Annotated in this window: 21 protein-coding genes; 8 read left to right on the top strand and 13 right to left on the bottom strand. The window is 63.5% G+C overall.

Going from position 1 to position 25,333, the window contains the following annotated elements:
• Positions 1-26: 26 nt before the first annotated feature.
• Positions 27-1,352, bottom strand: coding sequence for an omega-aminotransferase AptA (aptA, locus tag AC6H34_RS18850; RefSeq protein WP_497539728.1), 1,326 nt, complete (start codon positions 1,350-1,352; stop codon positions 27-29).
• Positions 1,353-1,634: 282 nt separating this feature from the next.
• Between aptA and AC6H34_RS18845 the strand changes: the two genes are divergently transcribed.
• Positions 1,635-2,186: a cupin domain-containing protein gene (locus tag AC6H34_RS18845; RefSeq protein ID WP_448148385.1), complete on the top strand. Its 552-nt coding sequence runs from the start codon at positions 1,635-1,637 to the stop codon at positions 2,184-2,186.
• Positions 2,187-2,312: 126 nt separating this feature from the next.
• A complete protein-coding gene (gene rutR / locus AC6H34_RS18840) occupies positions 2,313-2,951 on the top strand; it encodes an HTH-type transcriptional regulator RutR (RefSeq protein ID WP_497539727.1) in 639 nt (212 codons plus the stop codon).
• A 43-nt stretch (positions 2,952-2,994) separates the two neighbouring features.
• On the opposite strand, the gene AC6H34_RS18835 is transcribed toward rutR, so the two are convergent.
• From AC6H34_RS18835 to AC6H34_RS18800, 8 genes are all read right to left on the bottom strand, one after another.
• Complete coding sequence (locus AC6H34_RS18835) at positions 2,995-3,678, bottom strand: copper chaperone (RefSeq protein ID WP_497539726.1); 684 nt, start codon at positions 3,676-3,678, stop codon at positions 2,995-2,997.
• The gene (locus AC6H34_RS18830) at positions 3,675-5,177 is read right to left on the bottom strand and encodes a tyrosinase family protein (protein WP_497539725.1); all 1,503 of its coding nucleotides are present in this window, start codon (positions 5,175-5,177) and stop codon (positions 3,675-3,677) included. The genes AC6H34_RS18835 and AC6H34_RS18830 overlap by 4 nt, the downstream gene beginning before the upstream one ends.
• A 260-nt stretch (positions 5,178-5,437) precedes the next feature.
• The gene (locus AC6H34_RS18825; protein ID WP_497539724.1) at positions 5,438-6,127 is read right to left on the bottom strand and encodes a hypothetical protein; all 690 of its coding nucleotides are present in this window, start codon (positions 6,125-6,127) and stop codon (positions 5,438-5,440) included.
• 2 nt (positions 6,128-6,129) lie between these two features.
• Positions 6,130-7,449: an NAD-dependent dihydropyrimidine dehydrogenase subunit PreA gene (gene preA / locus AC6H34_RS18820; RefSeq protein ID WP_448148390.1), complete on the bottom strand. Its 1,320-nt coding sequence runs from the start codon at positions 7,447-7,449 to the stop codon at positions 6,130-6,132.
• Positions 7,450-7,461: 12 nt separating this feature from the next.
• The gene (locus tag AC6H34_RS18815) at positions 7,462-8,811 is read right to left on the bottom strand and encodes an NAD(P)-dependent oxidoreductase (RefSeq protein ID WP_497539723.1); all 1,350 of its coding nucleotides are present in this window, start codon (positions 8,809-8,811) and stop codon (positions 7,462-7,464) included.
• Between the two features lie 322 nt (positions 8,812-9,133).
• Complete coding sequence (locus tag AC6H34_RS18810; protein WP_497539722.1) at positions 9,134-9,967, bottom strand: hypothetical protein; 834 nt, start codon at positions 9,965-9,967, stop codon at positions 9,134-9,136.
• Positions 9,964-10,419: an RNA polymerase sigma factor gene (locus AC6H34_RS18805; protein ID WP_497539721.1), complete on the bottom strand. Its 456-nt coding sequence runs from the start codon at positions 10,417-10,419 to the stop codon at positions 9,964-9,966. Before AC6H34_RS18805 ends, AC6H34_RS18810 begins: the two co-directional genes overlap by 4 nt.
• A 135-nt stretch (positions 10,420-10,554) precedes the next feature.
• The gene (locus AC6H34_RS18800; RefSeq protein WP_497539720.1) at positions 10,555-10,830 is read right to left on the bottom strand and encodes a (2Fe-2S)-binding protein; all 276 of its coding nucleotides are present in this window, start codon (positions 10,828-10,830) and stop codon (positions 10,555-10,557) included.
• Positions 10,831-11,093: 263 nt separating this feature from the next.
• Here AC6H34_RS18800 and bfr point away from each other — a divergent pair, with 263 nt between their 5' ends.
• The gene (bfr, locus tag AC6H34_RS18795) at positions 11,094-11,576 is read left to right on the top strand and encodes a bacterioferritin (RefSeq protein WP_497539719.1); all 483 of its coding nucleotides are present in this window, start codon (positions 11,094-11,096) and stop codon (positions 11,574-11,576) included.
• A 66-nt stretch (positions 11,577-11,642) separates the two neighbouring features.
• On the opposite strand, the gene AC6H34_RS18790 is transcribed toward bfr, so the two are convergent.
• Positions 11,643-12,125 carry an Lrp/AsnC family transcriptional regulator gene (locus tag AC6H34_RS18790; RefSeq protein WP_448148396.1) on the bottom strand — a complete coding sequence of 161 codons (483 nt, stop codon included), beginning with the start codon at positions 12,123-12,125 and terminating at the stop codon, positions 11,643-11,645.
• Positions 12,126-12,257: 132 nt separating this feature from the next.
• Here AC6H34_RS18790 and AC6H34_RS18785 point away from each other — a divergent pair, with 132 nt between their 5' ends.
• On the top strand, positions 12,258-12,893 hold the full coding sequence (locus AC6H34_RS18785; protein ID WP_497539718.1) for a LysE family translocator: 636 nt from the start codon (positions 12,258-12,260) through the stop codon (positions 12,891-12,893).
• A 100-nt stretch (positions 12,894-12,993) separates the two neighbouring features.
• On the opposite strand, the gene greA is transcribed toward AC6H34_RS18785, so the two are convergent.
• Both greA and tal read right to left on the bottom strand, forming a co-directional pair.
• Entirely contained in the window at positions 12,994-13,476 is a 483-nt protein-coding gene (gene greA / locus AC6H34_RS18780; protein WP_448148398.1) for a transcription elongation factor GreA, read from the bottom strand.
• Between the two features lie 10 nt (positions 13,477-13,486).
• On the bottom strand, positions 13,487-14,461 hold the full coding sequence (tal, locus tag AC6H34_RS18775; RefSeq protein WP_497539717.1) for a transaldolase: 975 nt from the start codon (positions 14,459-14,461) through the stop codon (positions 13,487-13,489).
• A 182-nt stretch (positions 14,462-14,643) separates the two neighbouring features.
• On the opposite strand from tal, the gene recQ reads away from it, so the two are divergent.
• The 3 genes from recQ (at position 14,644) to AC6H34_RS18760 (ending at position 20,787) form a co-directional block, all read left to right on the top strand.
• The gene (gene recQ, locus AC6H34_RS18770) at positions 14,644-16,497 is read left to right on the top strand and encodes a DNA helicase RecQ (protein WP_497539716.1); all 1,854 of its coding nucleotides are present in this window, start codon (positions 14,644-14,646) and stop codon (positions 16,495-16,497) included.
• Positions 16,498-16,643: 146 nt separating this feature from the next.
• Positions 16,644-20,213, top strand: a complete 3,570-nt coding sequence (locus AC6H34_RS18765; protein ID WP_497539715.1) for an acyl-[ACP]--phospholipid O-acyltransferase — start codon at positions 16,644-16,646, stop codon at positions 20,211-20,213.
• Positions 20,206-20,787 (top strand): TetR/AcrR family transcriptional regulator, encoded by a 582-nt coding sequence (locus AC6H34_RS18760; RefSeq protein WP_448148401.1) that lies wholly within the window; start codon positions 20,206-20,208, stop codon positions 20,785-20,787. The genes AC6H34_RS18765 and AC6H34_RS18760 overlap by 8 nt, the downstream gene beginning before the upstream one ends.
• 101 nt (positions 20,788-20,888) lie before the next feature.
• Here AC6H34_RS18760 and AC6H34_RS18755 read toward each other — a convergent pair whose 3' ends face one another.
• A complete protein-coding gene (locus tag AC6H34_RS18755) occupies positions 20,889-22,256 on the bottom strand; it encodes a glycerophosphodiester phosphodiesterase family protein (protein WP_497539714.1) in 1,368 nt (455 codons plus the stop codon).
• 212 nt (positions 22,257-22,468) lie between these two features.
• On the opposite strand from AC6H34_RS18755, the gene pepN reads away from it, so the two are divergent.
• The gene (gene pepN / locus AC6H34_RS18750; protein WP_497539713.1) at positions 22,469-25,090 is read left to right on the top strand and encodes an aminopeptidase N; all 2,622 of its coding nucleotides are present in this window, start codon (positions 22,469-22,471) and stop codon (positions 25,088-25,090) included.
• Positions 25,091-25,333 lie beyond the last annotated feature (243 nt).

Here is a 25,333-nt window from a genome sequence, read left to right as displayed (position 1 = left end):
GGCCGCGCAGCGTCCGGGACAACGTCTCAGTCCAGCGTCTTCAGGACGTCACCGAGGGTCGTGACGATCTCGTCGATCTGCGCCTTGGAGACGATCAGCGGCGGCGACAGGGCGATGATATCGCCGGTGGTGCGGATGAGCAGCCCCTTCTCATAGGCCTTGAGGAAGGCAGTGAAGGCACGCTTGGTCGGCTGTCCCTGGATCGGCTCGAGTTCGATGGCGCCGATCAGGCCGAGATTACGGACGTCGATGACGTGAGGCAGGTCCTTGAGCGAATGCATCGCATCGGCCCAATAGGGCGCGAGTTCGGCGGCCCGCGTGAGCAGCCCTTCTTCCTGGTAGGTATCGAGCGTCCCGAGCGCCGCGGCGCACGCGATCGGATTGGCCGAATAGGTGTAGCCGTGGAAGAACTCGATCAGATGATCGGGGCCCTGCATGAAGGTGTCGTAGATGTGCTTCTTCACGAACATGGCGCCCATCGGGATGACGCCCGACGTGATGCCCTTCGCCACGGTCATGATGTCGGGCGTGACGCCGAAGTAATCGGCGGCGAAAGGCGTCCCGAGGCGCCCGAAGCCCGTGATGACCTCGTCAAAGATCAGCAGGATGCCGTGCTTGTCGCAGATGGCGCGGATGCGCTCGAGATAACCCTTCGGCGGGATCAGCACGCCCGTGGAGCCGGCGACGGGCTCGACGATCACGGCCGCGATGGTGGAGGCGTCGTGCAGCGCGATCACGCGCTCGAGGTCCTCGGCATATTCGACGCCGAATTCGGGTTGCTCGCGTGAGAAGGCGTTCCGCGACGGGTCATGCGTATGGCGGATGTGATCGACGCCGGTGAGCAGCGTGCCGAAGGTCTTGCGATTGGAAACGATGCCGCCCACGGAAATGCCGCCGAAGCCGACGCCGTGATAGCCGCGCTCGCGGCCGATCAGGCGGAAGCGCGAGCCCTCCCCCTTGGCGCGATGGTAGGCAAGAGCTGTCTTCAAGGCCGTGTCGACGGCCTCGGACCCGGAATTGGCGAAGAAGACGTGATCCATGCCGGCAGGCGTAAGCTGAACCAGGCGGGAGGCCAGTTCGAAAGCCTTGGGATGGCCCATCTGGAAAGCCGGTGCGTAATCGAGCTCCGCCGCCTGCTGTTGAATGGCTTCGACGATCTTGGGCCTGCCGTGACCCGCGTTGCAACACCACAAACCCGCGGTACCGTCCAGCACCGAACGACCATCGGTCGTGGTATAATGCATGTCCTTGGCGGATACGAACATGCGCGGATTGGCCTTGAACTGTCTGTTGGCCGTAAACGGCATCCAGAAAGCTTCAAGATTGTTGGTCACGCGGGTCGGGGCATTCATCGGGTGTTTCTCCGAAAGCAGTCGGGGTAGAAAGGTATGAATGAACCCCGGCTCATTAAGCTGCGCTAGCTTTGCCTTGTTTCTGAATATTATGCCAACTCTTTGTTGCGGCACGATCATTCGCAACGAGGCCCAAGCGTCGTCTCCTCATTTTATCCATATTGCCTGAATAAAAAACAGGCGTTTTTTTCCAGAAATGGAATACATTGAAGCGAAAGTGGAATTGGCCGCATTGTTCAGGATATTTAACATTCTAAACAGGCTCAACGTCAGGAGGCATCGATGCAGAACGTCGACCTGGGTTCGTTGTTGAGACGCGTGCGCGAGGCGCGCGGATTGTCGCAGCGCCAGCTCGCCAAGCGTGCCGGTATCTCGAACGCCACGATCTCCCTGATGGAATCAAATGCGGTGAACCCGTCCGTCGGTGCATTGAAGCGGGTGCTCGACGCCTTGCCGATCGGCCTCGCCGAGTTCTTCGCGCTGGAAGCCAATCCGGGCCGCAAGGTCTTCTACCGCCGCGACGAACTGATGGAGATCGGCCGGGGACGCATCTCCTACAAGCAGGTCGGCTCCGACCTGCGGGGACGGGCGCTGCAGATGCTCTCCGAGCGCTACCAGCCCGGCGCCGATTCCGGAAAGGTCATGCTGCACCACCAGGGCGAGGAATGCGGCATCGTCATCCGGGGCGAGCTCGAGGTGACGGTCGGTGAGGAAAAGGCCGTCCTCAAACCCGGCGATGCTTATTATTTCGACAGCCGGGAACCCCACCGCTTTCGCAACATCGGCGAAACACCTTGCGAGCTCGTAACGGCTTGCACACCGCCCAGCTTCTGAGCAATGTTCGAGGCTCATGGTCCTTGCGATTTGGCGGAATCGCAAAGACACGTCGAAACAACCAGTTAGTGCAAGGCCGCGCTTCCGCCCAAACGCGCCTTGCCCCTGGGGATCCGGAAGAGCGTGATGGCCGAAAACGGAGGCGCCGAGAGGCAACGGAACAAGACCAGGCTGGGTCTGGCCAACATCGACAAGATCCTCGACAGCGCCCTTTCCGCCTTCGCCACACACGGGTTGCGCGGCACCCGAATCGACCAGATCGCCGAAGCGGCGGGGATGTCGAAGACCAATCTCCTCTATTACTTCAGGAGCAAGGACGCGCTCTATGAGGCGGTGCTGACCCGAACACTGGATGTGTGGATCACGCCATTGTCGGAACTGGACGCCACGCGAGACCCTGCGGTGGCCCTCGCCGCCTATATCGAGCAGAAGCTCGAATATTCCCGTCGCTATCCCGAAGCCTCCCGCCTGTTCGCCATCGAAATCCTGCAGGGCGCGCCCCATTTGAAGAAGGTGCTGGCCACCGACCTCACCGACACCGTCAAGCGCAAGTCCGCCATCATCAACGGCTGGGTGGCCGAGGGAAAGCTGCGGCCGGTGGACCCGCACCACCTGCTATTCATGATCTGGGCGACCACCCAGCATTACGCCGACTTCGCCGCCCAGATCAAAGTGCTCACAGGCCAGGACCTCTCGGACGAAGCCTTCTACCGGGAAACGCTGCGCAGCGTGACCGATACGATCCTGCGGGGCGTGCTAGCCTGAGCAGGAGCAGCATGAACCGAACTCCCACACCCGCGAGGCGGTCTCAGCCATAGCGCTCCAGCAGCAGGAATACGGAAACTGCCCCCATCACGGGCAGATGCGCCGTGGGGCTGGCGAGAGGCAGCAGCATGAGGGCTCCGCACACCCCGATGCAGGGAAACGCGATGGCGAGGCCGAAGCGGAAGCTGCCGAGGTCGGCGGCAAGACCGAACGCGGGCAACGCCCGCCGCGCGTGACATTGGCGCAGCAGGCTCGCCCGCCAGGCGGCGCGCTGCCAGCAAAGGGCAAGGCCAAGGGCCAGGACCAGCGCAACCGTCTCGCTGCCGCTTGCTATTCGCAGCGCCAGGGCGGCGATCTGCAGGAGGCAGAGCGCGGGCAGCCAAGCCAGGGAATAGCCGAGGAGGAAGAGCGCCACGGCCCGCATGCGGCGCTCCGCCAGACTGCGCTCCCGGACATGCATCATCGGTGCGACGAGGAGCGGAACCATCATTGCCGCGATCATCAGAAGCGAGGACAGCACGAAGGTCGCCGTTCCGTTGATCGACAAGGTGGCCGCCAAGACCGAGGACATGTCCGACAGCGCATTTGCGCCAGACATGCAAAGCACGGGAATGTCGACCGTGGCGTCGAGGAGCAGGAGGCCAAGCCACCCCATCATGCTGACGAGGAACAGCGGCCAGAAGCGTCCGGCTACATAGCCACGGTAGATTGCAAGCGCCCGCATCATCCGCCCGACTGTCTGTAGAGCGTGATCTGGGCGACCTTGATCTGGTCCTCCTTGCGCACGTCCGAACGCGGCACGATCGAAACTTCCAGTTCGTCCAGGTCCGCCTTGTTGAGGTGCAGGGCGTCGACCGCCTTGGTGATCTCCAGTGTCTTGGTCAGGCCCGTGCCGGCATGGGAGCCGCCGCGCGCGGAGGCGCGCTCTAGGCCGAACAGGGATATCGAACCCACCGGCATGTGCTCGCCGTCCGGCCCGCGGACAAACACGTCGAAGATGCCCGAGCCGTCCTTGCCGCTGATGTTCTCGAGCCTGAGGAAGACCCGATCCGGCTCGCCGGGAGTGTCGGCTCGCAGCGCTGTGGACGAGAAGCTCCCGGTCAATGATTCCAGCGGGCGCGGCGCCAGCTTGACGCGAGCCGTGGCCGTCTCGGGACCGAGGGCGATCTTCTTGTCGTTGGAGCCCATCAATTCGAACTTGCCACCCGCGGGCATGGCTTGCGGCCTCCCCTCCTCGGCAATCGTGAACGTCTGGCGGTGCGCGAGGAAATCCTCCAACCGGCGCCGGCGCCTTGTGATCCCCTTCAGGGGATCAGACGTATCGTCGTAGATATAGCCCATCTTCTCCGTCGACAGAACATCCTGCGGATTGGAGGCGCGGTCCTTTTCATCGGGACCGAAAATGGCGAAGCGCCGTTTGCGGGTGGGGCCGTTCAGCCAATCGGCTTCAGCCGGATTCTTGTTGGCGGGGTCGCGCTTCAGCCAGACCTCCCAGAGCCTGTCGATATTGGCGTGGTGAAGCCAGAAGATCGGATCGAGGGCCGCCAGGGTTGTGTAGGACATCAGGCCGCCGCGTCCGCCGAGCTGGCCGTGCACGATATCGTGCGGCTGCGCTTCGATAAGGCCCTCGGTGTCGCCATGGTCCATGAAGATCGTCCGGGGGCCGCCGACGCCGGCGTCGGGACCATCGTCGATGCCGACGAAGTCGCCGTCCGAAAGCTGGGTATCGAGTTGCACCGAATCCCTGTTCAGGGTGCGTCCGAAACGGGCCGTGACGAAAAGCGGGTTGGCGGAGCCGTCGGGCATGGTGCGCGCGAGGAAGGCCGGAGGCACGTTCAACGCACTTGGATTGCTCTGCGAACTGTAGTTCCAGTAGGGCAGCGCCCAGTCATCGGGCCCGCCCAGTGCCTTGACGGCAGCGCCGACGATGTCCTCGAAAGACGAGAGATAGGCGCGGTGCCAGGGCAGGAAGTACCAGGAGCCGTGCTGGCATTGCTTCCAGTAGGCATCCTGCTCGGCCTGGGGCGGAAGCGCCTCGCCGGCGGCAAGATAGCCGAGATCGATCCACTGATCGCGGTCGAAATCATGCATGGCGGCGAGATAGCGCCAGCTAGCCTTGCGCGTGACAGGGCGCGGACCAAGCTCCTTGATCGCCTTGGCATACCAGAGGACCGTATCGTTCCAGGTTTCCCCAAGGCTGTAGATCTCCCGCCTCGTCCTCGCCATTTCGGGCCTCCCCTGTTCAGGTCTCTTCCGTTCGGCCGGAAAGCACGATTCCAACGCGGGGCACGTCGACAATATCTCGCCCAGGACGAGCTGAAGCCAGGACGACAGGCAGTAAAAGGCGTAATAATTTCCTGAACTAGGGAAATGATTTCGGTGAATATGATCGGAGCGTCTTTCGCGGCAGCATGAATACTAGAACGCCCGCGTGAAACCGATGTGAATCTTCGATGGGCGCGGGCGAAGGGAAGCCCCCTTCGGCCTCAATGCGCGGCCACGAATGCCCTCATGTAGAACCCGGCCTCTTCGGAACCGTAGGCCAGTTCGGGCGCCACCCAGCACGCCCGGCGCGCGAGACACCCGCCGGTGAAGCATGCCACGCCCTTGACCGACTTCACATGCGCGGCGCAGCGATCGACATCGTAATGGCCCGGCCTGAAGGCGGAAACGGGACAGGCGGTCAGGCAGGGCTTCGTCTCGCAGGTTTCGCACGGATGCGCGCGCGGGAGCCTCTCGGGCAACTCAAGCCGCTCGCGGAAGCCAAGCGCCCCGCGATAGCTGTGCCAAAGCCCATGATCCGGATGAACGTAGATGCCCAGCGGCGAAGCAAAGACGTCGTCGCCCCGTTCCGCCCAGCGCTGGAAGGGCAGATAGGGCGGACCGCCGAAAGGATAGAAGGGGCTGGCGTCGAATTCCTCGGCCAGGGTGCCGACCACGCGCTTCGACCAGCGGTCGAGCGGATGGGGCGCGCCGTCCGCGGCCTCCCGCGAACGTGAGAAGAACGGCCATTGCCGGCCGCCGATCCAGCCGAGGAGGACAAGGGTCCCGACCGACGCACCGGCGAGGCCGGCCGGTACGCCATCGCCGTGCTCGCAATGGAAAGCGCCGCGCAAGGCGAGCCCCTGCGCGGCGGCGGCCTCCTCCAGACGTGTCAGGATTGCATCCGCTGCCACTTTCACTCGGCAGGCTCGACCACCTTGGCCCGTACGGCGGGATTGTTGGGATGCTCCATCCATGTGCGATGCCCGCCCACGGGCTTGCCGGTACGCTTGTCGACACCGGAGGTCACGGGCGAAAGCGTGATGCAATCCTCGATCGGGCAGACCACGGCGCAGAGGTTGCAGCCGACGCATTCCTCCTCGATCACCTCGAACTTGCGCACGCCGTCCACCATGTTCGTGATGGCTTGGTGCGACGTGTCCTCGCAGGCAATGTGGCACCGCCCGCACTTGATGCAGGCATCCTGATCGATGTGCGCCTTGACGACATAGTCGAGATTGAGGTGCTGCCAGTCGGTGACGCGGGGTATGGCGAGGCCTACGAACTGATCCACCGAGGTGTAGCCCTTCTCGTCCATCCAGTCGGACAATCCCGAGATCATTTCCTGGACGATCTTGAAGCCGTACACCATGGCCGCGGTGCAGACCTGCACCGTTCCGCAGCCGAGCGCCATGTACTCCACGGCATCGCGCCAGGTCTCTATGCCGCCTATGCCGGAAATCGGCAGACCGCGCGTTGCGTTGGCTCGAGCGATCTCAGAGACCATGGAGAGCGCGATCGGCTTCACGGCAGGGCCGCAATAGCCGCCATGGGTGCCGAGCCCGTCAGTATTCGGCCAAGGCCGCATGTTGTCGATATCGACCGATACGATGGAGTTGATGGTGTTGATCAGCGAAACCGCATCCGCCCCGCCGCGCTTCGCCGCCTCGGCAGGCTTTCGCACGTCGGTGATGTTGGGCGTCAGCTTCACGATCACCGGCATGCGGGTATACTGCTTGCACCAGCGAGCGACCATCTCGACATATTCGGGGACCTGGCCGACCGCGGAGCCCATGCCGCGCTCTGACATGCCGTGGGGGCAGCCGAAATTGAGCTCGATGCCGTCAGCCTCGGTATCCTCGACCAGCGGCAGTATCGATTTCCAGGCCTGCTCCTCGCAGGGCACCATGATCGACGCGATCAACGCACGATCCTTCCAGTCGCGCTTCACCTGCTTCATCTCGCGCAGATTCACTTCCAACGGACGGTCCGTGATCAGTTCGATGTTGTTGAAGCCCATGACGCGACGGTCCTGGCTGTGCCAGGCGCCGTAGCGAGGCCCGTTCACATTGACGACGGGCGGCCCCTGTTCGCCGAGCGTCTTCCAGACAACTCCGCCCCAGCCAGCCTGGAAAGCACGGACGACGTTGTACTCCTTGTCGGTAGGCGGCGCGGAGGCGAGCCAGAACGGGTTCGGCGACTTGATGCCGAGGAAAGTTGTGGTGAGATCAGCCATTTCTCGTCCTCCTCAAGCTGCCTTGGCCTGCGCCTTCAAGGCTCGGTCAATCGACAGAGCCGCCTGCTTGCCGTCCTCCACCGCCGCGACGGTGAGGTCCTGTCCGCCGGCGACACAGTCACCGCCGGCCCAGATACCCGGAACCGAGGTCCGCCTTTCGGCATCGACGGCAAGGCGGCCCTTTTCGAGGGCCAGCGGCACACCATCCACCTCCTTCGGCAGGAAGGTCTGGCCGATGGCCGTGAACAACTGGTCGCATTCCAGGCTGAGCCTCTCGCCAGTGCCGACGAGCCTGCCGCCCTCCTCGCGCGTATATTCCAACTCGACCGCGATAAGCCTGCCGCCTTCGGCATGGAGGCGGGACGGTTTCATCCAGTGGCGGATCAGCACGCCGTCCGTTTGCGCCACCTCCTGCTCATATTCGGAAGCATTCATCTGCGGTTGGCCGCGGCGATAGGCGATGGTCACGCTTTCCGCACCCAAACGCTTGGTCTGCGATGCGATGTCGATCGCCGTCATGCCCCCGCCGATCACCACGATGCGCCGGCCCACCGGCAGGGACCCCAGATCCTCGGCCTGGCGCAGTTCCGCGATGTAGTCGACGGCATCGATCACACCCTCGATATCCTCATCGAGGCCGAGCACATTGGTGTCGCCCAGTCCCATGCCGAGGAAGACCGCGTCGTACTGCCTGGTGAGATCGGCGAGATGGACGTCCTCCCCGAGACGCTGGCCGTGCCGGATCTCGATGCCGCCGATGGCTGTGATGTAATCGACCTCGGCCTGCGCGAAATCCTCGGTGCTCTTGTAGGCGGCGATCCCGTATTCGTTGAGGCCGCCTGATTTCTCGCGGGCCTCGAAAACCACCACCTCATGGCCGAGGGTGGCGAGCCTGTGGGCACAGGCAAGGCCAGCCGGCCCGGCGCCGATCACCGCGACGCGCTTGCCGGTAGGGGTGCCGCGCGTGAACAACTGCTTGCCCTTGGCGAACAATTCGTCAGTCGCATAGCGCTGCAGGCTGCCGATCTCGACCGCCCTGCCCTCCGACACCTCCTTGACGCAGGCTTCCTCGCAAAGCGTCTCGGTGGGACATACGCGCGAGCACATGCCGCCCATGATGTTGGCGCTCAGGATGGTACGCGCCGCACCGACGGTGTTGCCCGTCATGATCTCGCGGATGAAGAGCGGAATGTCGATCGACGTGGGACAGGCCTTGATGCACGGCGCGTCGTAGCAGAACAGGCAGCGCTCGGCGGCGATCTTCGCCTCATGCCTGTCGAAGGCCGGGTGGAGGTCGGAGAAATTCTGTGCCAACGCGGCGGAATCGAGACGCCCCCGCGCAATGTCAGGCTGTGCAGTCATCGTAACCTCTGGTGCTCTGTATTTTTTACCAGTTGATCAAAGGAGGTCGCTGCTGTCAATCCTGTTTGGAAATGCTCCAGAGTGAGAATCTTCCTGCCTTCTGCGCTTGGCAAGCAGATTTTGTGCCAAGGAGACTGTGAGGGGCGGACATTCCGCCCGCGTGCGGCCAGCGATGCTCAGGGACAGAACTCGCGCGTGAGAAGCCTTCATGCGGCTACAGGCGTCTCGACCGCTCTCGGAGAAGGTCCGCTGCGCGAAAGGGAAATGCAGGCGGGACGACGGAGTTGCCAGGAGCGGACAGGACGTCCGCCCATCTGACGAATTAGGCCGCGACCTGCCTGGCGAGCATGTTACCGATCTTCAGCATGATCTCGTCGGGGCCATGGCCGATCACCATGTAGGAGCGTTTGGCGTCGGACCAGTAGACCACGTTGAAGCCCTTGCGCTGCTCCAGTTCGGGCTGGGTGACCGTGCCGGGCTCGTTGGCGAAGATGCAGAAAGCGATGGGGCCGTTCAACTCGTCGAAATAGGCAAGTTCGACGAGGGGCGCGTTGTCGTAATGGAAAAGTTCGACTCGCTTGAGTTCCTGGACGGGCAGCGACACCTGATCGGGCGTCAGCGGAAAGCCAAGGCGGCGGGTGGCAACGGCCAGATCGCGTTGCGTCGAAGCCGCGTCACTGGGCATTTCGAGCAGGGTCTGCGACGTCGTCAATCCCCAATACTGGGCCACCTTCGTGCGCCAGGCGTCGGGCGGCTCCTGTTCCGCATCCTGCGTGGCACCGAGGGGCCACCATCCGGCCGGCGTATAATGGCCGACGCCGATGCCGACGAGAAACAATGCCAGACCGGCGGCGACCGCCGCGCGCGGCAGGCGCCGGGACCAGCCTCGATCGTTGTCGTTGGCGACCTCAGCCGGTACAGCCGCCAGGGTCTGCGCCAGCATCGCCTCGAGCCGGGTCGTGGGCGCATGGGCATCGAGCGCCTCGTAGCTCTCGCGGAAGGGACGGGAGCCGGTGGCCAGAGCATCGAGCCTGGCCCGCAGGCCGGGCTCGAGCGCAAGGCGCCGCTCCAGCGCGGTTCGCTCCTGCTCAGGCAGCGCGCCATCGATATAGGCGATCAGATTGGCGTCTTCGGGGCCCATGTCTTCCAAGCTCATGACGCTTCCTTGTTCAAATGGGCGAGCTTGAGCCGCGCGGAGGAGAGACGGCTCATGACGGTCCCGATCGGCACCGCGAGCATCTGTGCTGCTTCGGCGTAGCTGAGGCCTTCTCCATAGACCAAGAAAACAGTCTCCCGCAGGGCTGACGGCAGCGCCTGCACCTCCTTCAACACCTGAGCAGCCAAAATATTCGTCTGGAATTTTTCTTCGCCGTCGAAAACCAGCACGGACTCCGCTTCCTCGATGTCGACGGGATTGCGTACCTTGTTCGCGCGGATGTCATTGAGCCAGATCGAGCGCTCGATGGAGAACAGCCAGCGGTCGAGCCGCGTTCCCGGCTCGAACTGCCGCGCCTTCTCGAGGGCGCGCAGGCACGTGGCCTGTACGAGTTCCTCGGCAAGCTGGCCGCTGCCCGACAGGACGAGGCCGAAGCGCCACAGCCCCGTCAAATGCGCGGCAAGACCGTTGCGAACTTCCTGATCACCGGTTGGGGACATGAATCGCCTATGCAGATACCGCGCGGCATAATTGTGGCGATTGTTCAGGCAAACGCAATCGTGCGAATTGGTGAGTACCAGGGGCGCCTATTCGGCGGCGTCCAGGAAGGCCGCGTCGCCATTGGCGACTTCCACGGCGATCTTGTGCAGGGCGCAATCGGCTTCGGCACAATCGTGGCAGCGCGCAGCAGCGCGCGCATCGGCCAGAATCTGCCGAACCGTGATCAGGCACCGCCCGCATTCCGGACCGCAGCCCAGGCAGCGATAGGCATCGGCAGCCGAACGCGGACAGCCCGGATCCTCGGTGGCGAGGGTGCTGGTGAAGTCCTGGTCAGTCAAAACGCGGCAGGAGCAAACGATCATCGGAAAAAACGATCTTGGGTTCGATCAGTGCAACGACTGGGTTTGATTTGTACGCATGCGGCCTTGTTGTCAATGGCCGTGCGAAACAATAGAATTGTTATAAATCAGTAGTTTAGAACCCTGCTAAACTGCGTGGCCGTTGCCAGATTTCCGCCATCCCGCGACCACGAATCCGTCCTTGTGGACGTCGGGATTTTCCATCTTGCCATCTTTTAGAATTCTTCTAATTTAGAGTCATTCAACGAAGCAGGAGAAACGCTCCCATGAAGGGCGACAAGAAGGTCATCGACTATCTGAACAAGGCGCTGCGCAGCGAACTCACAGCCATCAACCAGTATTGGCTGCACTACCGCATCTTCGACAATTGGGGCCTGTTGGGCCTGGCCAAGAAATGGCGCGCCGAATCGATCGAGGAAATGCAGCATGCGGACAAGCTGACCACGCGCATCCTGTTCCTCGAAGGCTTCCCCAACATGCAGACGCTCGATCCGCTGCGGATCGGCCAGACTGTCAAGGAAGTGCTCGAATGCGATCTCGCCGCCGAGCGCGAGGCTCGCGCCCTCTATCAGGAAGCCGCCGAATATTGCCGCTCCGTCAAGGACTTCGTTACCGAGAACCTGTTCAAGGAACTCATGACGGACGAGGAAGGCCATATCGACTTCCTGGAAACCCAGCTTGACCTGGTCGAGCGCATCGGCATCCAGAACTACTCGCAGAGCCATCTCGGCGGCTTTCCGGAGGAATAACGCAACGCTGACCGGAATGGCGGTCCCCGACCGCCATTCTCGAAGCCCTGCGCCGCGATTCAGGTTTCACGCCTCCAGATGCGCCAGCGGCAGCGGCCCATAGGCCTTCACGGTCTGGATGGCGAAATTGCTCCTGATGTCCGAAACACCAGGGAGCTTGAGCAGCTTCCCGATGAGGAGTTGCTCATAGCCCGCAAGATCTGGAACGGCGACCTGCAGCAGGAAGTCCGCCTCCCCCGACACCAGATGGCACGAGATCAATTCCGGCAGTGCCAGTACCGCCTCCCGGAACATGGCGGCCGTATCGTCTCGATGGCGCTCGACCTTGACGCTGACGAATACGGTGAGCCCCAGCCCGATCTTCTCGCGGCTCAGCAGCGTGCGATAGCTGTCGATGACACCCGATTCTTCAAGCAGACGCACGCGGCGAAGGCACGGCGAGGGGGACAGCCCCACCTCCTCGGCAAGCTGAACATTGGTCAAGCGCGCATCCCGCTGCAGGGCGGCGAGGATCCGACGGTCGATGGCATCGAGTTTCAATCTTGGCATCTTCCTATCTTCTGGCCATATATTTCGGCATGTTCAACCACTATTGGCTCTTCAGGTAGCACAATACGCAAGGACATGCCCCGCCGCCAGGGCCTAGAATTCATTCCAGAAAATCAAGCGCTGGAGGATGGCATGGCTGATCTGTGGATCTTCGTCGGGGCTCTCACCGTCGCCTATCTCGTTCCGGGACCCGATATGCTCCTGCTGCTCGACACCGGCGCGCGCCAGGGCCGCAACCAGGCACTGGCCACAGTCATCGGCCTCGCGATCGCCCGTGCCGCGCATGTGACGCTGGCCGTACTCGGCCTGGCCGCCCTGCTGCAGACTGCGGCCTGGGCCTTCGAGATCGTGCGGGTCGTCGGCGTCGTCTATCTCGTCTGGATCGGCATAAGCATCTTCCGTGCGTCCAGCCTGGCACCGGAGCGCTTCGGGGCAGCCACGGATGCCGCATCACGTGGCTATGCAAATGCGATCCTGCGCGGACTCGTCACCAACATCTCCAATCCGAAAGCGCTGCTGTTCTGCTCTGTCCTCTTGCCGCAGTTCGTGCATCCCGCGCTGGGCAATGTCGGCGGCCAGTTCCTGCTGCTCGGCGCCGTACTGGTGTCGGTGGGAATCGGCTTCGACTGCTTCTACGCCCTAGCCGGCTCGACATTCGGCCGCCTCCTCGCCCGCCATCGCAAGGCTGAAACCGCCCAGCGCTGGGTGTTCACCAGTCTGCTGCTCGGCTTCGCGGCGAGACTTGCCCTCGCCCAGGGCCCCCAATGAGGTCATCCCCTGTCTTCAGGCCGGCAACAGGGCCGCGGGGCAAGGAAATAGCCAGCCCGCTCTATCGTCCAAGGGTTTGCAGTCGGGCTGTGTGCGGCTCCTACGCCTCGGGAGTCAGGTCGATCGCGACGATCTCGGCGCTCTGCGGGCCTACCTTCACCTCATCGCCGACGTCCTTGCCGAACAGAGCCCTGGCGAGAGGCGAGACATGACTGATGCGGCCCACGGCGGCTTCCGCCTCATCCTCGCCCACGATGCGCCAGGTCTTCTCCCGACCATCGGCATAGGCCAGCGTCACGGCCATCCCGAACCGAATGCCGTTGCCGGAAGATGACGGTGCCACCAGTTCGGCGGAGGCGCGGCGCGCCGCCCAATAGCGAATGTCGCGGGAGGCGTTGCCCATGGCGATGCGATCGCCCGCGGCTTCGGCAGCGGCAAAGGCGTTACGGGCCTGGCGAAGATCCGCCTCGATCAGAGCCAGGCCGCGCGGAGTGACGAAATTGCGTTCGCTGCTGACGGGCCGTTCGGGAAGGACGTGCGCGTCCTCCCCTTCCTGTCCATCGCGCGTGAATGCGCGACTCAAGGCGTTGCGATCAGGCGGCCTTGGCGGCGCCGTCGATGCGCTTGCCGATCAGCGTGCGCAGCTTGCCGAGATCCTTGGCGAAGCCACGGATGCCCTCGGCGAGCTTTTCGGTCGCCATTGCGTCCTCGTTCATCGCCCAGCGGAAGGCCCGCTCGTCGATCTTGCTGGTGGTCGGCTTGGAAGCGTGGCCTTCCGGCGAGAGCTTGCGCTCCAGCGGGCCCTGGTCGGCTTCCAGCGCCTGCAGGAGGTTCGGAGCGATGGTCAGGCGGTCACAGCCGGCCAGCGCCTCGATCTCGCCGGTGGAGCGGAAGGAAGCACCCATCACCACGGTCTTGACGCCGCGGGACTTGTAGTCGGCATAGATGTTGCGCACGGAGATGACGCCCGGATCCTCCTCAGGCGTGAAGTCGCGACCCTCGGCCTTCTTGTACCAGTCGAGGATGCGGCCGACGAAGGGCGAGATCAGGAAGACGCCGGCATCGCCGCAGGCAATGGCCTGGGCATGCGAGAACAGCAGCGTCAGGTTGCAGTCGATTCCCTCCTTCTGGAGGTGCTCGGCAGCGCGAATGCCTTCCCACGTGGAGGCGATCTTGATGAGGATGCGATCCTTCTCGATGCCGCGCGCCTTGTAGGCGTCGATGATCGAATGGGCCTTGGCGATGGTCGCCTGCGTATCGAAGGACAGGTCGGCATCGACTTCCGTGGAAACGCGGCCAGGCACGAGCTTGGTCAGTTCGGAACCGAAGGAAACCGCCAGGCGATCAGCGATGGCGGCGACGACGGCGTCGCCCGATCCCGACTGCTTGCGTCCCCAGGATACGGCTTCTTCGATGATGTGGTCATAGGCCGGCATCTCGGCGGCCTTGAGCAGGAGGCTGGGATTGGTGGTGCAGTCCACCGGTTTCACCGCCTTGATCGAATCGATGTCGCCCGTATCGGCGACCACGACCGTCATGGCGCGCAATTGCTCGAGTTTCGAAGCCATTTTGATATCCCTGTTCGTAGACCTTGCTCGACGCAGGACAATAGCGATGCGCCACGCCTGCGTCATCCCAAATTGCGCGTGTCGCCGCGGATACACATCTCGCGGATCAGCACGGCTTCTCACCCTCAGATGTCAACGATGCAGGGCGATTTCAACGTATACCTTGCCCCTGCCCGGCACAAATGGTTCAACCAGATGGATTGGAATCAGGCCGTCCGCGGAGCTCCGACATCCCCGCCCCCTTCAAAGATCCGCTCGCCGTCCTCAACGACGTATTCGGCTATGCCGCCTTTCGCGGCGAGCAGGAGGACGTCGTGCGCCACGTGGCGGGCGGCGGCGATGCTGTGGTGCTGTTCCCGACCGGCGCCGGCAAGTCGCTGTGCTACCAGATTCCGTCGTTATGCCGGCCCGGCGTGGGCATCGTCGTCTCGCCGCTGATCGCATTGATGCGCGACCAGGTGGAAGCGCTGCGGCAGGCCGGTGTCCAGGCGGCCGCACTGAATTCCTCGCTGTCGCGCGAGGAGGCCTACCAGGTGCGCAGGGCACTGATGGAAGGCAAGCTCGACCTCCTCTACGTCGCCCCCGAGCGCGTGGCGACGGCCGGTTTCCAGACGCTGATCGCCGATGCGGACATCGCGCTCTTCGCTATCGACGAGGCGCATTGCGTCAGCCAATGGGGCCACGACTTCCGCCCCGAGTACCGCGACCTCAACCGGCTCGCCGAGCTTTTTCCCGGGATTCCGCGCGTTGCGCTGACGGCGACGGCCGATCCGGTCACCCGCGCCGACATCATCGAGCGGCTGGGCCTCGGCCAGGCGCGGGTCTTCGCCACGAGCTTTGACCGCCCGAACATCTCCTATGCGATCGTCGAACGCGACAATGCCCGCCAGCAACTGCTGGCCTGCCTTGCCCGGCACAAGGGAGAAAGCGGGATCGTATATTGCCTTTCCCGTGCCAAGGTGGAAGACACGGCCGAGTGGCTGAACGGCCAGGGCATCCGCGCCCTGCCTTACCATGCCGGGCTCGATGCCGCCGTGCGCAGCGCCAATCAGGACGCCTTTCTGCAGGAAGAGGGACTGTGCCTCGTGGCCACCGTCGCTTTCGGCATGGGCATCGACAAGCCGGATGTGCGCTACATCGCCCATCTCGACATTCCCTCCTCGGTCGAGGCCTACTATCAGGAAACGGGGCGTGCAGGCCGCGACGGACTGCCCTCCGAGGCCTGGATGAGCTACGGCATGGCCGATGTGGTGCAGCGCCGCCGCATGATCCAGGAAGGCAGCGCGCCCGATGCGGTGAAGCGCGTGGAACTCGGCAAGCTGAATGCCCTGCTCGGCATCTGCGAGACCGCCGATTGCCGCCGCAAGGCCATCCTTGCCCATTTCGGAGAAGCCCACCCCGGCCATTGCGGCAATTGCGATACCTGCCTTTCTCCGGTGGAGAGCTTCGACGGCACCGAGATGGCGATCAAGGCGATGGCCGCGGTCTACCGAACCGGGCAGATGTTCGGTGCGGGCCATATCGTCGATGTCCTCACCGGCAAGGTAACCGAGAAGGTGCAGCGCTTCGGCCACGACAACCAGCCGGTATTCGGCGTCGGCAAGGATGTGGATGCCAAGACCTGGCAATCCGTGCTGCGCCAGCTCACGGCTGCGGGCCTCATCAATGTGGACCACGGTGCCCACGGCGCCCTGACGCTGGCGGAGGACGCGCGCGCGGTGTTCCGGAAGGAGCGCTCGGTGACCCTGCGGCGAGACCGTCCGCGCAAGGCCACGCGCCAGTTTCGCGCCGAGCGGATCGCAGACCTTCCGGACGACCAGGCAGCGCTATTCGAGGCGCTTCGCCGCCTGCGCAGCCAGTTGGCCCGGGAACAGGGCATTCCGCCCTACATGGTGTTCGCCGACACCACGCTGAAGGCGATGGCGACCCAGCAGCCAACGAACACGGATGAATTCCTGGCGCTTCCGGGTGTCGGACAGGCCAAGTTGCTGCATTATGGCGAGGCGTTTCTGGAGGCCTTGGCACACCATCGCTGAGCCTTCCCGAGCACGGTCTGCCGGCCTGCGGTCCATCTGTGCTCGTTCGCACGAAGCCGGATTCACGGCATTGACCGACTCGGCAAGTTAAGTTAGCGTTCGTTCACTAACTCTCATGCGCTTCCTCGCACCCAGGAACCAAGCCGATGTTCGCATCGCTGATGTCTGCCCGCCGTTTCGCTCCCCTGTTCTGGAGCCAGTTCTTCAGCGCCTTCAACGACAATTTCATCAAGACAGCCCTGACGATCCTGGCTGTATACGGCATTGCCGGAACGCCGGCCATGGCGGGAGGAGACAGCCTTGTTTCCCTGGCTACCGCGCTTCTCGTTCTGCCCGGCTTGTTTCTTTCGGGTCTCGCCGGTCAACTCGCGGACCGTTTCGACAAGGCACGCGTCGCGCAGATGATCAAGCTCTTCGAGATCGCCATCGTTGCGGTCGCGGCGGTGGGCTTCGCCATCCACTCGACCTCGATCCTCCTCGGCAGCATGCTCACCCTCGGCATCATGGGCACGCTGTTCACGCCGGTGAAGTACGGGATGCTGCCGGATCATCTCGCCACCGATGAACTGCCGGCAGGCAATGGCCTGATCGAGGCCGGTACCTTCCTCTCCATATTGATCGGCGTCATAGGCGCCGGCCTCGTGGCCCCACATCTGCCCAGCATTCTCGTCGCCGGCTTCATGGCGGCGATAGCCGTGATCTGCTGGCTCTCCGCCCGAATGATTCCTCCCACTGGTCAGGCTGCGCCGGATCTGAAGGTCGACTGGAATATCCTGCGTTCAAGCTGGGATCTGCTGAAGCTCCTGGCAGAGGACCGTCGCCTTTTGGTTGGATCGATGGCGGTGGCTTGGTTCTGGCTGAGCGGCGCCGTGATGCTGAACCTTACGCCTCCCCTTGCCCACAGCGGGGTCGGTGGCGACGAAACCGTGAATACGTTGTTCTTAACCGCCTTTTCCATCGGCATCGCAGTTGGCTCGGTGCTGGCGGCGCAGCTTGCCGCCGGACGCATTATCGTCCTCCTCAGCCCGATCGGCTGCATCTTGATGGGCCTGCTCGGCCTGGACGTCGCCTGGCTTGCCTTCGGCGTAACGCCTGCCGATACCCCGCTCTATTTCCTGGATTATCTCAAGACTGGCAGCGGCATCCACATGACGGTTGCCCTCACCTTGGTCGCGGTGGCCGCGGGTCTGTTCATCGTGCCGATCTACGCCGCCGTCCAGCACTGGGCTCCGAAGAATGAGCGCGCCCGCGTGATCGCCGGGGGTAATATCCTGTCCGCCCTCTTCATGGTGATCGGCTCCGGCGGCCTCTCGCTCCTGCAGAGCCAGTTCGGCCTCACCACGCCGCTGGCGCTGCTCGGCATGGCCGTGCTCAACGTCATTGCCGGCCTCGTCTTCATCTTCGTGCTGCCGATGAGCTTCGTGCGCGATCTCATCCTGCTGCTCTACCGCGTGCTCTTCCGCCTGGAAGTGCGCGGCATCGAGAACCTGGAGACGCCGACGCCGCATCGTATCATCGCCGTCAACCATCTCAGTTTCCTCGATGCCGGCCTGATCCTCGCCCTGCTCGACAAGGACCCCGTCTTCGCCATCGACCACACCATCGCCAAGGCCTGGTGGGTGAAGCCTTTCCTCAAGATCTGCCGCGCCTATCCGCTCGATCCCACCAAGCCGATGGCGACGCGCGGCCTCATCAATGCGGTGAAGGAAGGCGAGACGCTGGTGATCTTCCCGGAAGGCCGCCTGACCGTGACCGGCGCCCTCATGAAGGTCTACGACGGCGCCGGCCTGATTGCCGACAAGTCCCATGCCGACATCGTGCCCGTGCGCATCGACGGCCTGGAGCGCACGCCGTTCACCCGGCTCGACGCAAGCAAGGTCTCACGCAAGCTGTTCCCGAAGGTGACGGTGACCTTCACCGAGTCGACCCGCCTCACGATCGACGAGACGCTACGCGGCAAAAGGCGCCGCCTCGCCGCCGGCGCCGCCCTTTACGACGTGATGTCGGACCTCATCTACAAGACGAGCGCACCGGACGAGACGATCTTCCAGGCACTGGTGGACGCATCCAGGAAATACCGGCCGAGCCGCATCATCATCGAGGACCCGGTCACCGGCACGCTCACCTACAAGCGCATGCTGATCGCCATCGAGGTGCTGGCCGGGAAGTTCAAGGCCTTCACCAATGCCGGCGAACATGTCGGCGTGCTCCTGCCCAACGCCAATGGCGTCGCGCTCACCTTCTTCGCCCTGCAGGCCATCGGCCGCATTCCCGCCATGCTGAACTACTCGGCGGGCAAGGCCAATCTGATCTCTGCCTGCAAGACGGCCGAGGTGAGGACGGTGCTTTCCTCACGCACCTTCATCGAGAAGGGACGCCTGGAAGATCTCGTTACCGCGCTGGAAGACCATGTGAAATTCGTCTGGCTGGAGGACCTGCGCAAGACGGTGACCACCGCCGACAAGCTGAAGGCCTTCCTGACGGCAGGACGCCAGCACGGCAAGGTTTCCCCCGATGCCACTGCGGCCGTGCTCTTCACGTCCGGCTCGGAAGGGACGCCCAAGGGCGTGGTGCTCTCGCACCGCAACATTCTCTCGAACATCGCCCAGATCGGTGCCCGCATCGATTTCGGTCCCGGTGACATCGTCTTCAACGTGCTGCCGGTGTTCCACTCCTTCGGCCTGACGGGCGGCATGATCCTGCCGCTGGTCAACGGCGTGAAGCTCTATCTCTATCCCTCGCCGCTGCATTACCGCATCATCCCCGAACTGATCTACTCGACCAATGCGACGGCGGTGTTCGGTACCGACACCTTCCTGGCAGGCTATGCCAAGATGGCCAATCCCTATGACTTCCGCTCGCTCCGCTATGTCGTGGCCGGTGCGGAGCCGGTGAAGGCAGAGACACGCCGCCTCTACAACGAGAAGTTCGGCCTGCGCATCCTCGAAGGTTATGGCGTGACCGAGACCTCGCCCGTCCTCGCCCTCAATACGCCGATGTTCAACAAGAACGGCACAGTAGGCCGTATCCTGCCGGGCATGGATGCCCGCCTGGAGCCGGTCCCGGGCGTGGAAGAAGGCGGGCGCCTGTTCGTGCGCGGGCCGAACGTGATGCAGGGCTACCTCATGGCCGACCAGCCGGGCGAGCTTCGGCGTCCCGAAGGCGGCTGGCATGATACCGGCGACATCGTCACCATCGATCCCCAGGGTTTCGTCACCATCAAGGGCCGCGCCAAGCGCTTCGCCAAGATCGGCGGCGAGATGGTCTCGCTGGCGGCGGTGGAGGGTCTGCTCGCCGACCTCTGGCCCGACACGCCCATCGCCGTGCTAGCCGCCCCCGATCCGCGCAAGGGCGAACGGCTGGTGCTGATCACCACCAAGAAGGACGCCAACCGGTCCGACGTCATCGCCCATCTCAAATACAAGCACGCGGCCGACCTGATGACGCCGTCGGAGATCATGGTGATCGAAACCATGCCGGTGATGGGCACCGGCAAGACCGACTATGTCAACCTCGGCACCATGCTGAAGGAGCGTCTCGGCGAAGCCAGGGTTTCGACGCCCAGCCCGCTCCCGGAACTGCCCAAGGCCCGTCCGCCGGAACTCGGCCCGGTCCACGCCACCAGCCACGAGCAGGCCCAGCAACAACAGGCCGCTTCCGCCACAACGGACACGCCGGCCACACAGGGCGCGGTTCAGGGGCAGCCCGATGCGTGACGGTTCCAAGACCCGCGCGAAGATCGAGAGCGAAGCTCTGCGTCTCTTCGCCGAGAAGGGCGTCGCCGCTACTTCGGTGAGGGACATCGCCGCGGCGGTGGGGGTGGCTGAAGCCGCCCTCTATCGCCACTTTCCTTCCAAGGATGCGCTATCGCGCAGCCTCTTCCTCGATGGCTATGCACAGCTGGCCGCAGACGTGGTCGCCGCGGGCGGCAAGCGCCTGGCCTTCGCCGCCACGGTCGACGAGGTGGTCGGCATCTTCTGTCGTCTCTTCGACGAGAACCGCCCGTTGTTCTCGTTTCTCCTGCTCTCCCAGCATGCCTATCTTGCTGAAGTTCCAGCGGAGGCAGCGAAGAATGTCGTGGAAGCCGTGCGTTCCATCTTTGCGGAAGCCATGGCCCACGGCGACATCCCCAAGGGCGATCCCGACCTGCTTGCCGCCATCGCCCTCGGCACGGTCGCGCAACCGGCCGTCTTCACCATCTACGGCCGCCTGCAGGGTCCCCTCACCCGGCGTGCCCGCGATCTGGCAGGGGCGGTGAAGGCGGTGGCGGGCCAGAACGCCTTGGTTTGAATGCGGATGGGCGAGTGCCCACGCCTGCTGTCTTTGCAGGGAGCGGCGCCGTCTCCCCGGCGCCGCCCTGCATGCGATGGGAGCTTGGCCGCCCGCTCTTCTTACCGCCCAAGCTCGCGCAGATAAGCCAGCCGCGCGATATAGCCCGTGTTGCTGAAGTCGGTGAACACGCCGTCCACGCCGAGGCGGAAGAAGGTCAGGTATTCCTGGGTCGGATCACCCTTGTAGCTCGCGGCCAGGTATTTCGGCTCGTTGCGGAAAGTGAAGACGTGCACGAAGAGCCCGGCCTTGTGGGCATCGGCCACGAGGCTGGTCGGCGTATCGATGCTCGCCTTGGTGGTCGAGCCGGCGAATGGCGTGCCGTCGGCGTTCTTTTCCGGCCAGGGTGAAATCTGCAACGGCACGATCTGCGGTTTCCAGGGGCCGATGCCATCGGCGTAGGTCTTGATTTCGGCCAGACCGGCAGGCGTGAGCATCGCATCGAACCAGCGCGGGTCACCGGCCACCGTCCAGTCATAGGGGCGGCTGTCCGTGATCTCGTTGTAAACCGTTGCGCCGGTCTTGAAGTCGACGTCGTAGCCGTCGATCAGTTGCACGACCTTGGTCTTCAGCCCATGCTCGCGCATGTATTTGAGGCTGCCGGGCTCGAAGCTCTGCACGTAGATGGGCGCATCCTTCGAATTGAGGCCGTTCTTCTCGATGATCCTGATCATCGCGTCCTCGAGGGGATGGCTGCCCGGCACGCCGCAGCCATTGGCGATGGCCTGTTCGTCGTTCCAGGTCGGATTCTTGGATTCGGGATAAACCGCGATCGCGCGCCCCGTTTCCCGCGACTTCTCCTTGGCGAGATCGATGATCTCCTGGAAGCTCAGGATCGGAAACTTGCCGTTGAAGATCTTCGGCCTCTCCGCAGCGGCGTCATAGGTCGTACCGGCGATCAGCGTCTTCAGCTCGGCCATGGTGAAATCGGTGATCGACCAATCGTTTGTATGATCCTCACCATCGACAATCAGCGATTTCAACACCGATTTGGGATCATCGGGATTGGTGAGGTCGGACAGGTATTCAGAGGGTCCGCTCGCCGGCGTCTGGGCCCATTTCACCTTGACCATCACGCCGGGCACGGTGCGCTTGCGGGCCGCGACCTCGGGATTGGCACGGGCGATCTCGGCCACATTGGTATTGTCGCTGAGCCAGGGATTGTGGCGGGCGACCAGCACGCAATCCTTGGTGAGGTGGAGATCCTCCTCGAAGGCGTCGGTGCCAACGGCGGAAGCCATCTCGTAGGACGCCTGTGTTTCCTCCGGCATCAGGCCGGGCAGGCCGCGATGGCCGATCACCAGGGGTGGCTTGCCGTCCAGCGTCTGGAAAGGCTTGGCATCCTGCGCGAACGCGTGCCCGGCGAGGCCTGCCACCAGCGCCGTGGCGCCCAGCAGGCCGTGAAGCATTCTGTTTAATCCGGTCGTCATCCTGTGTCTCCGCCGTCTGAAGCCAGATATCTGCAAGGCCCCCGAGCCCGCTCCCCTTTCATGGCGCGGCTCTCTAACGGCGGGATGGCGGATGTCTGACACGGGGATGACGGTCGAGGTGCCGAGGGGTTGCGGTTTGCGCCCCGCCTCCGGCATGATAGAGGCGCCCTCCCGGCGCGAATCCGCGCCTGTTTTACCGGAATGACACTCCCATGTCGGAAACTGCGCTGGAACCCGTTCGCCTCGCCGACTACCGAGTTCCCGCCTTCCTCATCGAGACGGTGCATCTCGACATCAATCTCGACCGGACGCAGACGCGCATCGTCTCGACGCTGGCGGTAAGCCGCAATCCGGCGAGCCAGGATACGGGCCCTCTCAAGTTCGATGGCGATAGCCTCGTCTTCGTGGAAGCCTGGCTCGACGGCGTACCGCTGCAGGCAAAGGCCTACATGGCCCTTCCCCAGTCCTTCACGCTGCACCATGTGCCGAAGGGCAGCTTCACCCTCACCATCGAAACCCGGCTCGACCCCTCCGCCAACACCCAGCTCATGGGGCTCTACCGCTCGAATTCCGCCTATTGCACGCAGTGCGAGGCGGAGGGCTTTCGCCGCATCACCTACTTCCTCGACAGGCCCGACGTGCTTTCGGTCTACACCACCCGCATCGAGGCTTCCTACCAGGAAGCCCCGGCGCTCCTCGCCAACGGCAACAAGATCGAGGAAGGCATGCTCGGCCATGGCCGGCATTTTGCCGTCTGGCATGATCCCTTCCCCAAGCCCTCCTATCTCTTCGCCATGGTCGCGGGCGACCTCGCCGTGGTGCGCGATCACTTCGAGACGGCCTCGGGACGGCGCGTGACCCTCGAGATCTATGTCGAGCACGGCAAGGAAAACCGCTGCACCTATGCCATGGACGCGCTCAAGCGTTCCATGCGCTGGGACGAGCAAGTCTTTGGCCGCGAATATGATCTCGACATCTTCATGATCGTGGCGGTGTCTGACTTCAACATGGGCGCCATGGAGAACAAGGGCCTCAACGTCTTCAACGACAAATATGTGCTGGCGCTTCCCGAAACCGCCACCGACCAAGACTACGCCAATATCGAGGCGATCATCGCCCACGAGTATTTCCATAATTGGACGGGCAACCGCATCACCTGCCGCGACTGGTTCCAGCTCTGCCTCAAGGAAGGCCTCACGGTCTTCCGCGACCAGGAATTCTCGTCGGACCAGCGTTCGCGCCCGGTCAAGCGCATCAACGACGTGAAGACGCTGCGCAGCCAACAGTTCTCAGAGGACGGCGGCCCGCTCGCTCATCCAGTCCGACCGGAAATATACAATGAAATCAATAACTTCTATACTGCTACCGTCTATGAGAAGGGCGCCGAGGTCGTGCGCATGCTCAAGACGCTGATTGGTGACGAAGCCTTTTTCAAGGGCATGGATCTCTATTTCGAGCGGCATGACGGCCAAGCCGTCACCATCGAGGACTTCATAGCCTGCTTCGCCGATGTCAGCGGGCGGGACCTAGGCCAGTTCATGCTCTGGTACCGTCAATCCGGCACACCCGAAGTCAGGGCGGAAGGTGTCTGGGACGAAGCGGCTCGGACCTACGCGCTCACCCTCAGCCAGATCCTGCCGCCGACACCCGGCCAGGCGCACAAGCAGCCGATGCTGTTTCCCATCCGGCTTGGCCTCGTCGGTACGCAGGGGGACTTGTCGGCAAGCCTGGACGGCAGGCCGTTTGACGGGCTGGTGGCGCTCGCGGAATCGGAACAGCGCTATGTCTTCAGCGATGTCGCCGAGAAACCCGTACCGTCGCTGCTGCGCGGCTTCTCGGCGCCGGTGAAGCTTGCGGTCGACCTCGACGAGGAGGCCCTGCTCACCCTGCTTCGGGCCGACAGCGATCCCTTCAACCGTTGGCAGGCCGCACAGAGCTACGCGCTCAAGCTACTGCTGCGCCTGGTGAAAGCGCCCGCCACCCCTATCGATCCCCGCTTCATCGAGGCCGTCGGCAGCATTCTCGACAAGGGAGAAGGCGATCCGGCTTTCGCCGCCCTTTCGCTGACTTTGCCGAGCGAGGCGGACATCGCCCGCGAGATCGGCAATGACGTCGACCCGCAGGCGATCTATGAGGCGCGCACCTTGCTGCGTCACACGCTCGCGGGCCACCTCGGAGCGCAGCTCCTGCGCACCATCCAGGCCATGACCGTCGAGGGTCCCTATTCGCCGCAGGCCCGGGATGCGGGCCGGCGCTCGCTGCGCAACGTCGCGCTGGATCTCGCCTGTGCCAATGGCAGCAAGGCGGCCCTCGCCGTGGCCCACGCGCAGTTCGAAGATGCCGACAACATGACGGACGAAATGGCGGCGCTCACCACGCTGGCCCTGTCCGGCACTGCCGCCGGTGACCGAGCCCTGCACAATTTCCGCGAACGCTATGCCGGCGATCCTCTGGTAATCGACAAATGGATGAGCGTGCAGGCCATGCTCCCTCATCAATCGACTCTCGACCGCATCAAGGATCTCATGCGGGATTCGGCCTTCTCCCTGCACAACCCGAACCGGGTGAGAGCCTTGATCGGCGCCTTCTCCGCCAGCAACCAGACGCAGTTCAACCGCCCCGACGGCGAAGGCTACCGTTTCGTTGCCGATGTCATCCTCAGCATCGATCCGAAAAACCCCCAATTGGCAGCGCGGCTCCTGGTTGCCTTCAAGACCTGGCGTTCGCTGGAGGCGGGCCGGCGAGGCCTCGCCGCCGCAGCCCTGCGCGATATCGCGACACGTCCCGTGCTGTCGCGCGACGTTGCGGATATCGTGCAAAGATCGCTGGCCTGATGGCTGTAATGGAGCATCGGCCGGGACCGCTTTCGATCGCGACAGGCGAGCAAGCGGATCCTGCCGAACTTCGCCTTTCGAGCAGTGCGACGCCGCTGCTTGCACCGGGAGCGGGGACACAACTTCGGGCGTCCTGTAACCCCGGCTCCATTTCAATCGAGAGTCCACATGCCTCTACGGAAACGGCCTGAGGTGGCGGGATGACCAGGAAGAGCGTTAACACAATATCTTGTGATGCCGAAG

This window comes from Labrys sp. ALF-8, from assembly GCF_059699065.1.
The sequence above is the reverse complement of the archived record's forward strand: the minus strand, read 5'-3'. Positions and strand labels throughout refer to the sequence as shown.

What these genes read in the sequence shown, in the direction of transcription:
- aptA (WP_497539728.1), bottom strand. Translation starts at nt 1,352, where the DNA reads ATGAATGCCCCGACCCGCGTGACCAACAATCTTGAAGCTTTCTGGATG.
- recQ (WP_497539716.1), top strand. Translation starts at nt 14,644, where the DNA reads ATGGTTCAACCAGATGGATTGGAATCAGGCCGTCCGCGGAGCTCCGAC.
- pepN (WP_497539713.1), top strand. Translation starts at nt 22,469, where the DNA reads ATGTCGGAAACTGCGCTGGAACCCGTTCGCCTCGCCGACTACCGAGTT.
- AC6H34_RS18810 (WP_497539722.1), bottom strand. Translation starts at nt 9,967, where the DNA reads ATGAGCTTGGAAGACATGGGCCCCGAAGACGCCAATCTGATCGCCTAT.
- AC6H34_RS18815 (WP_497539723.1), bottom strand. Translation starts at nt 8,811, where the DNA reads ATGACTGCACAGCCTGACATTGCGCGGGGGCGTCTCGATTCCGCCGCG.
- AC6H34_RS18760 (WP_448148401.1), top strand. Translation starts at nt 20,206, where the DNA reads ATGCGTGACGGTTCCAAGACCCGCGCGAAGATCGAGAGCGAAGCTCTG.
- rutR (WP_497539727.1), top strand. Translation starts at nt 2,313, where the DNA reads ATGGCCGAAAACGGAGGCGCCGAGAGGCAACGGAACAAGACCAGGCTG.
- AC6H34_RS18800 (WP_497539720.1), bottom strand. Translation starts at nt 10,830, where the DNA reads ATGATCGTTTGCTCCTGCCGCGTTTTGACTGACCAGGACTTCACCAGC.
- AC6H34_RS18790 (WP_448148396.1), bottom strand. Translation starts at nt 12,125, where the DNA reads ATGCCAAGATTGAAACTCGATGCCATCGACCGTCGGATCCTCGCCGCC.
- AC6H34_RS18845 (WP_448148385.1), top strand. Translation starts at nt 1,635, where the DNA reads ATGCAGAACGTCGACCTGGGTTCGTTGTTGAGACGCGTGCGCGAGGCG.
- AC6H34_RS18830 (WP_497539725.1), bottom strand. Translation starts at nt 5,177, where the DNA reads ATGGCGAGGACGAGGCGGGAGATCTACAGCCTTGGGGAAACCTGGAAC.
- AC6H34_RS18835 (WP_497539726.1), bottom strand. Translation starts at nt 3,678, where the DNA reads ATGATGCGGGCGCTTGCAATCTACCGTGGCTATGTAGCCGGACGCTTC.
- AC6H34_RS18765 (WP_497539715.1), top strand. Translation starts at nt 16,644, where the DNA reads ATGTTCGCATCGCTGATGTCTGCCCGCCGTTTCGCTCCCCTGTTCTGG.
- tal (WP_497539717.1), bottom strand. Translation starts at nt 14,461, where the DNA reads ATGGCTTCGAAACTCGAGCAATTGCGCGCCATGACGGTCGTGGTCGCC.
- AC6H34_RS18755 (WP_497539714.1), bottom strand. Translation starts at nt 22,256, where the DNA reads ATGACGACCGGATTAAACAGAATGCTTCACGGCCTGCTGGGCGCCACG.
- bfr (WP_497539719.1), top strand. Translation starts at nt 11,094, where the DNA reads ATGAAGGGCGACAAGAAGGTCATCGACTATCTGAACAAGGCGCTGCGC.
- AC6H34_RS18785 (WP_497539718.1), top strand. Translation starts at nt 12,258, where the DNA reads ATGGCTGATCTGTGGATCTTCGTCGGGGCTCTCACCGTCGCCTATCTC.
- preA (WP_448148390.1), bottom strand. Translation starts at nt 7,449, where the DNA reads ATGGCTGATCTCACCACAACTTTCCTCGGCATCAAGTCGCCGAACCCG.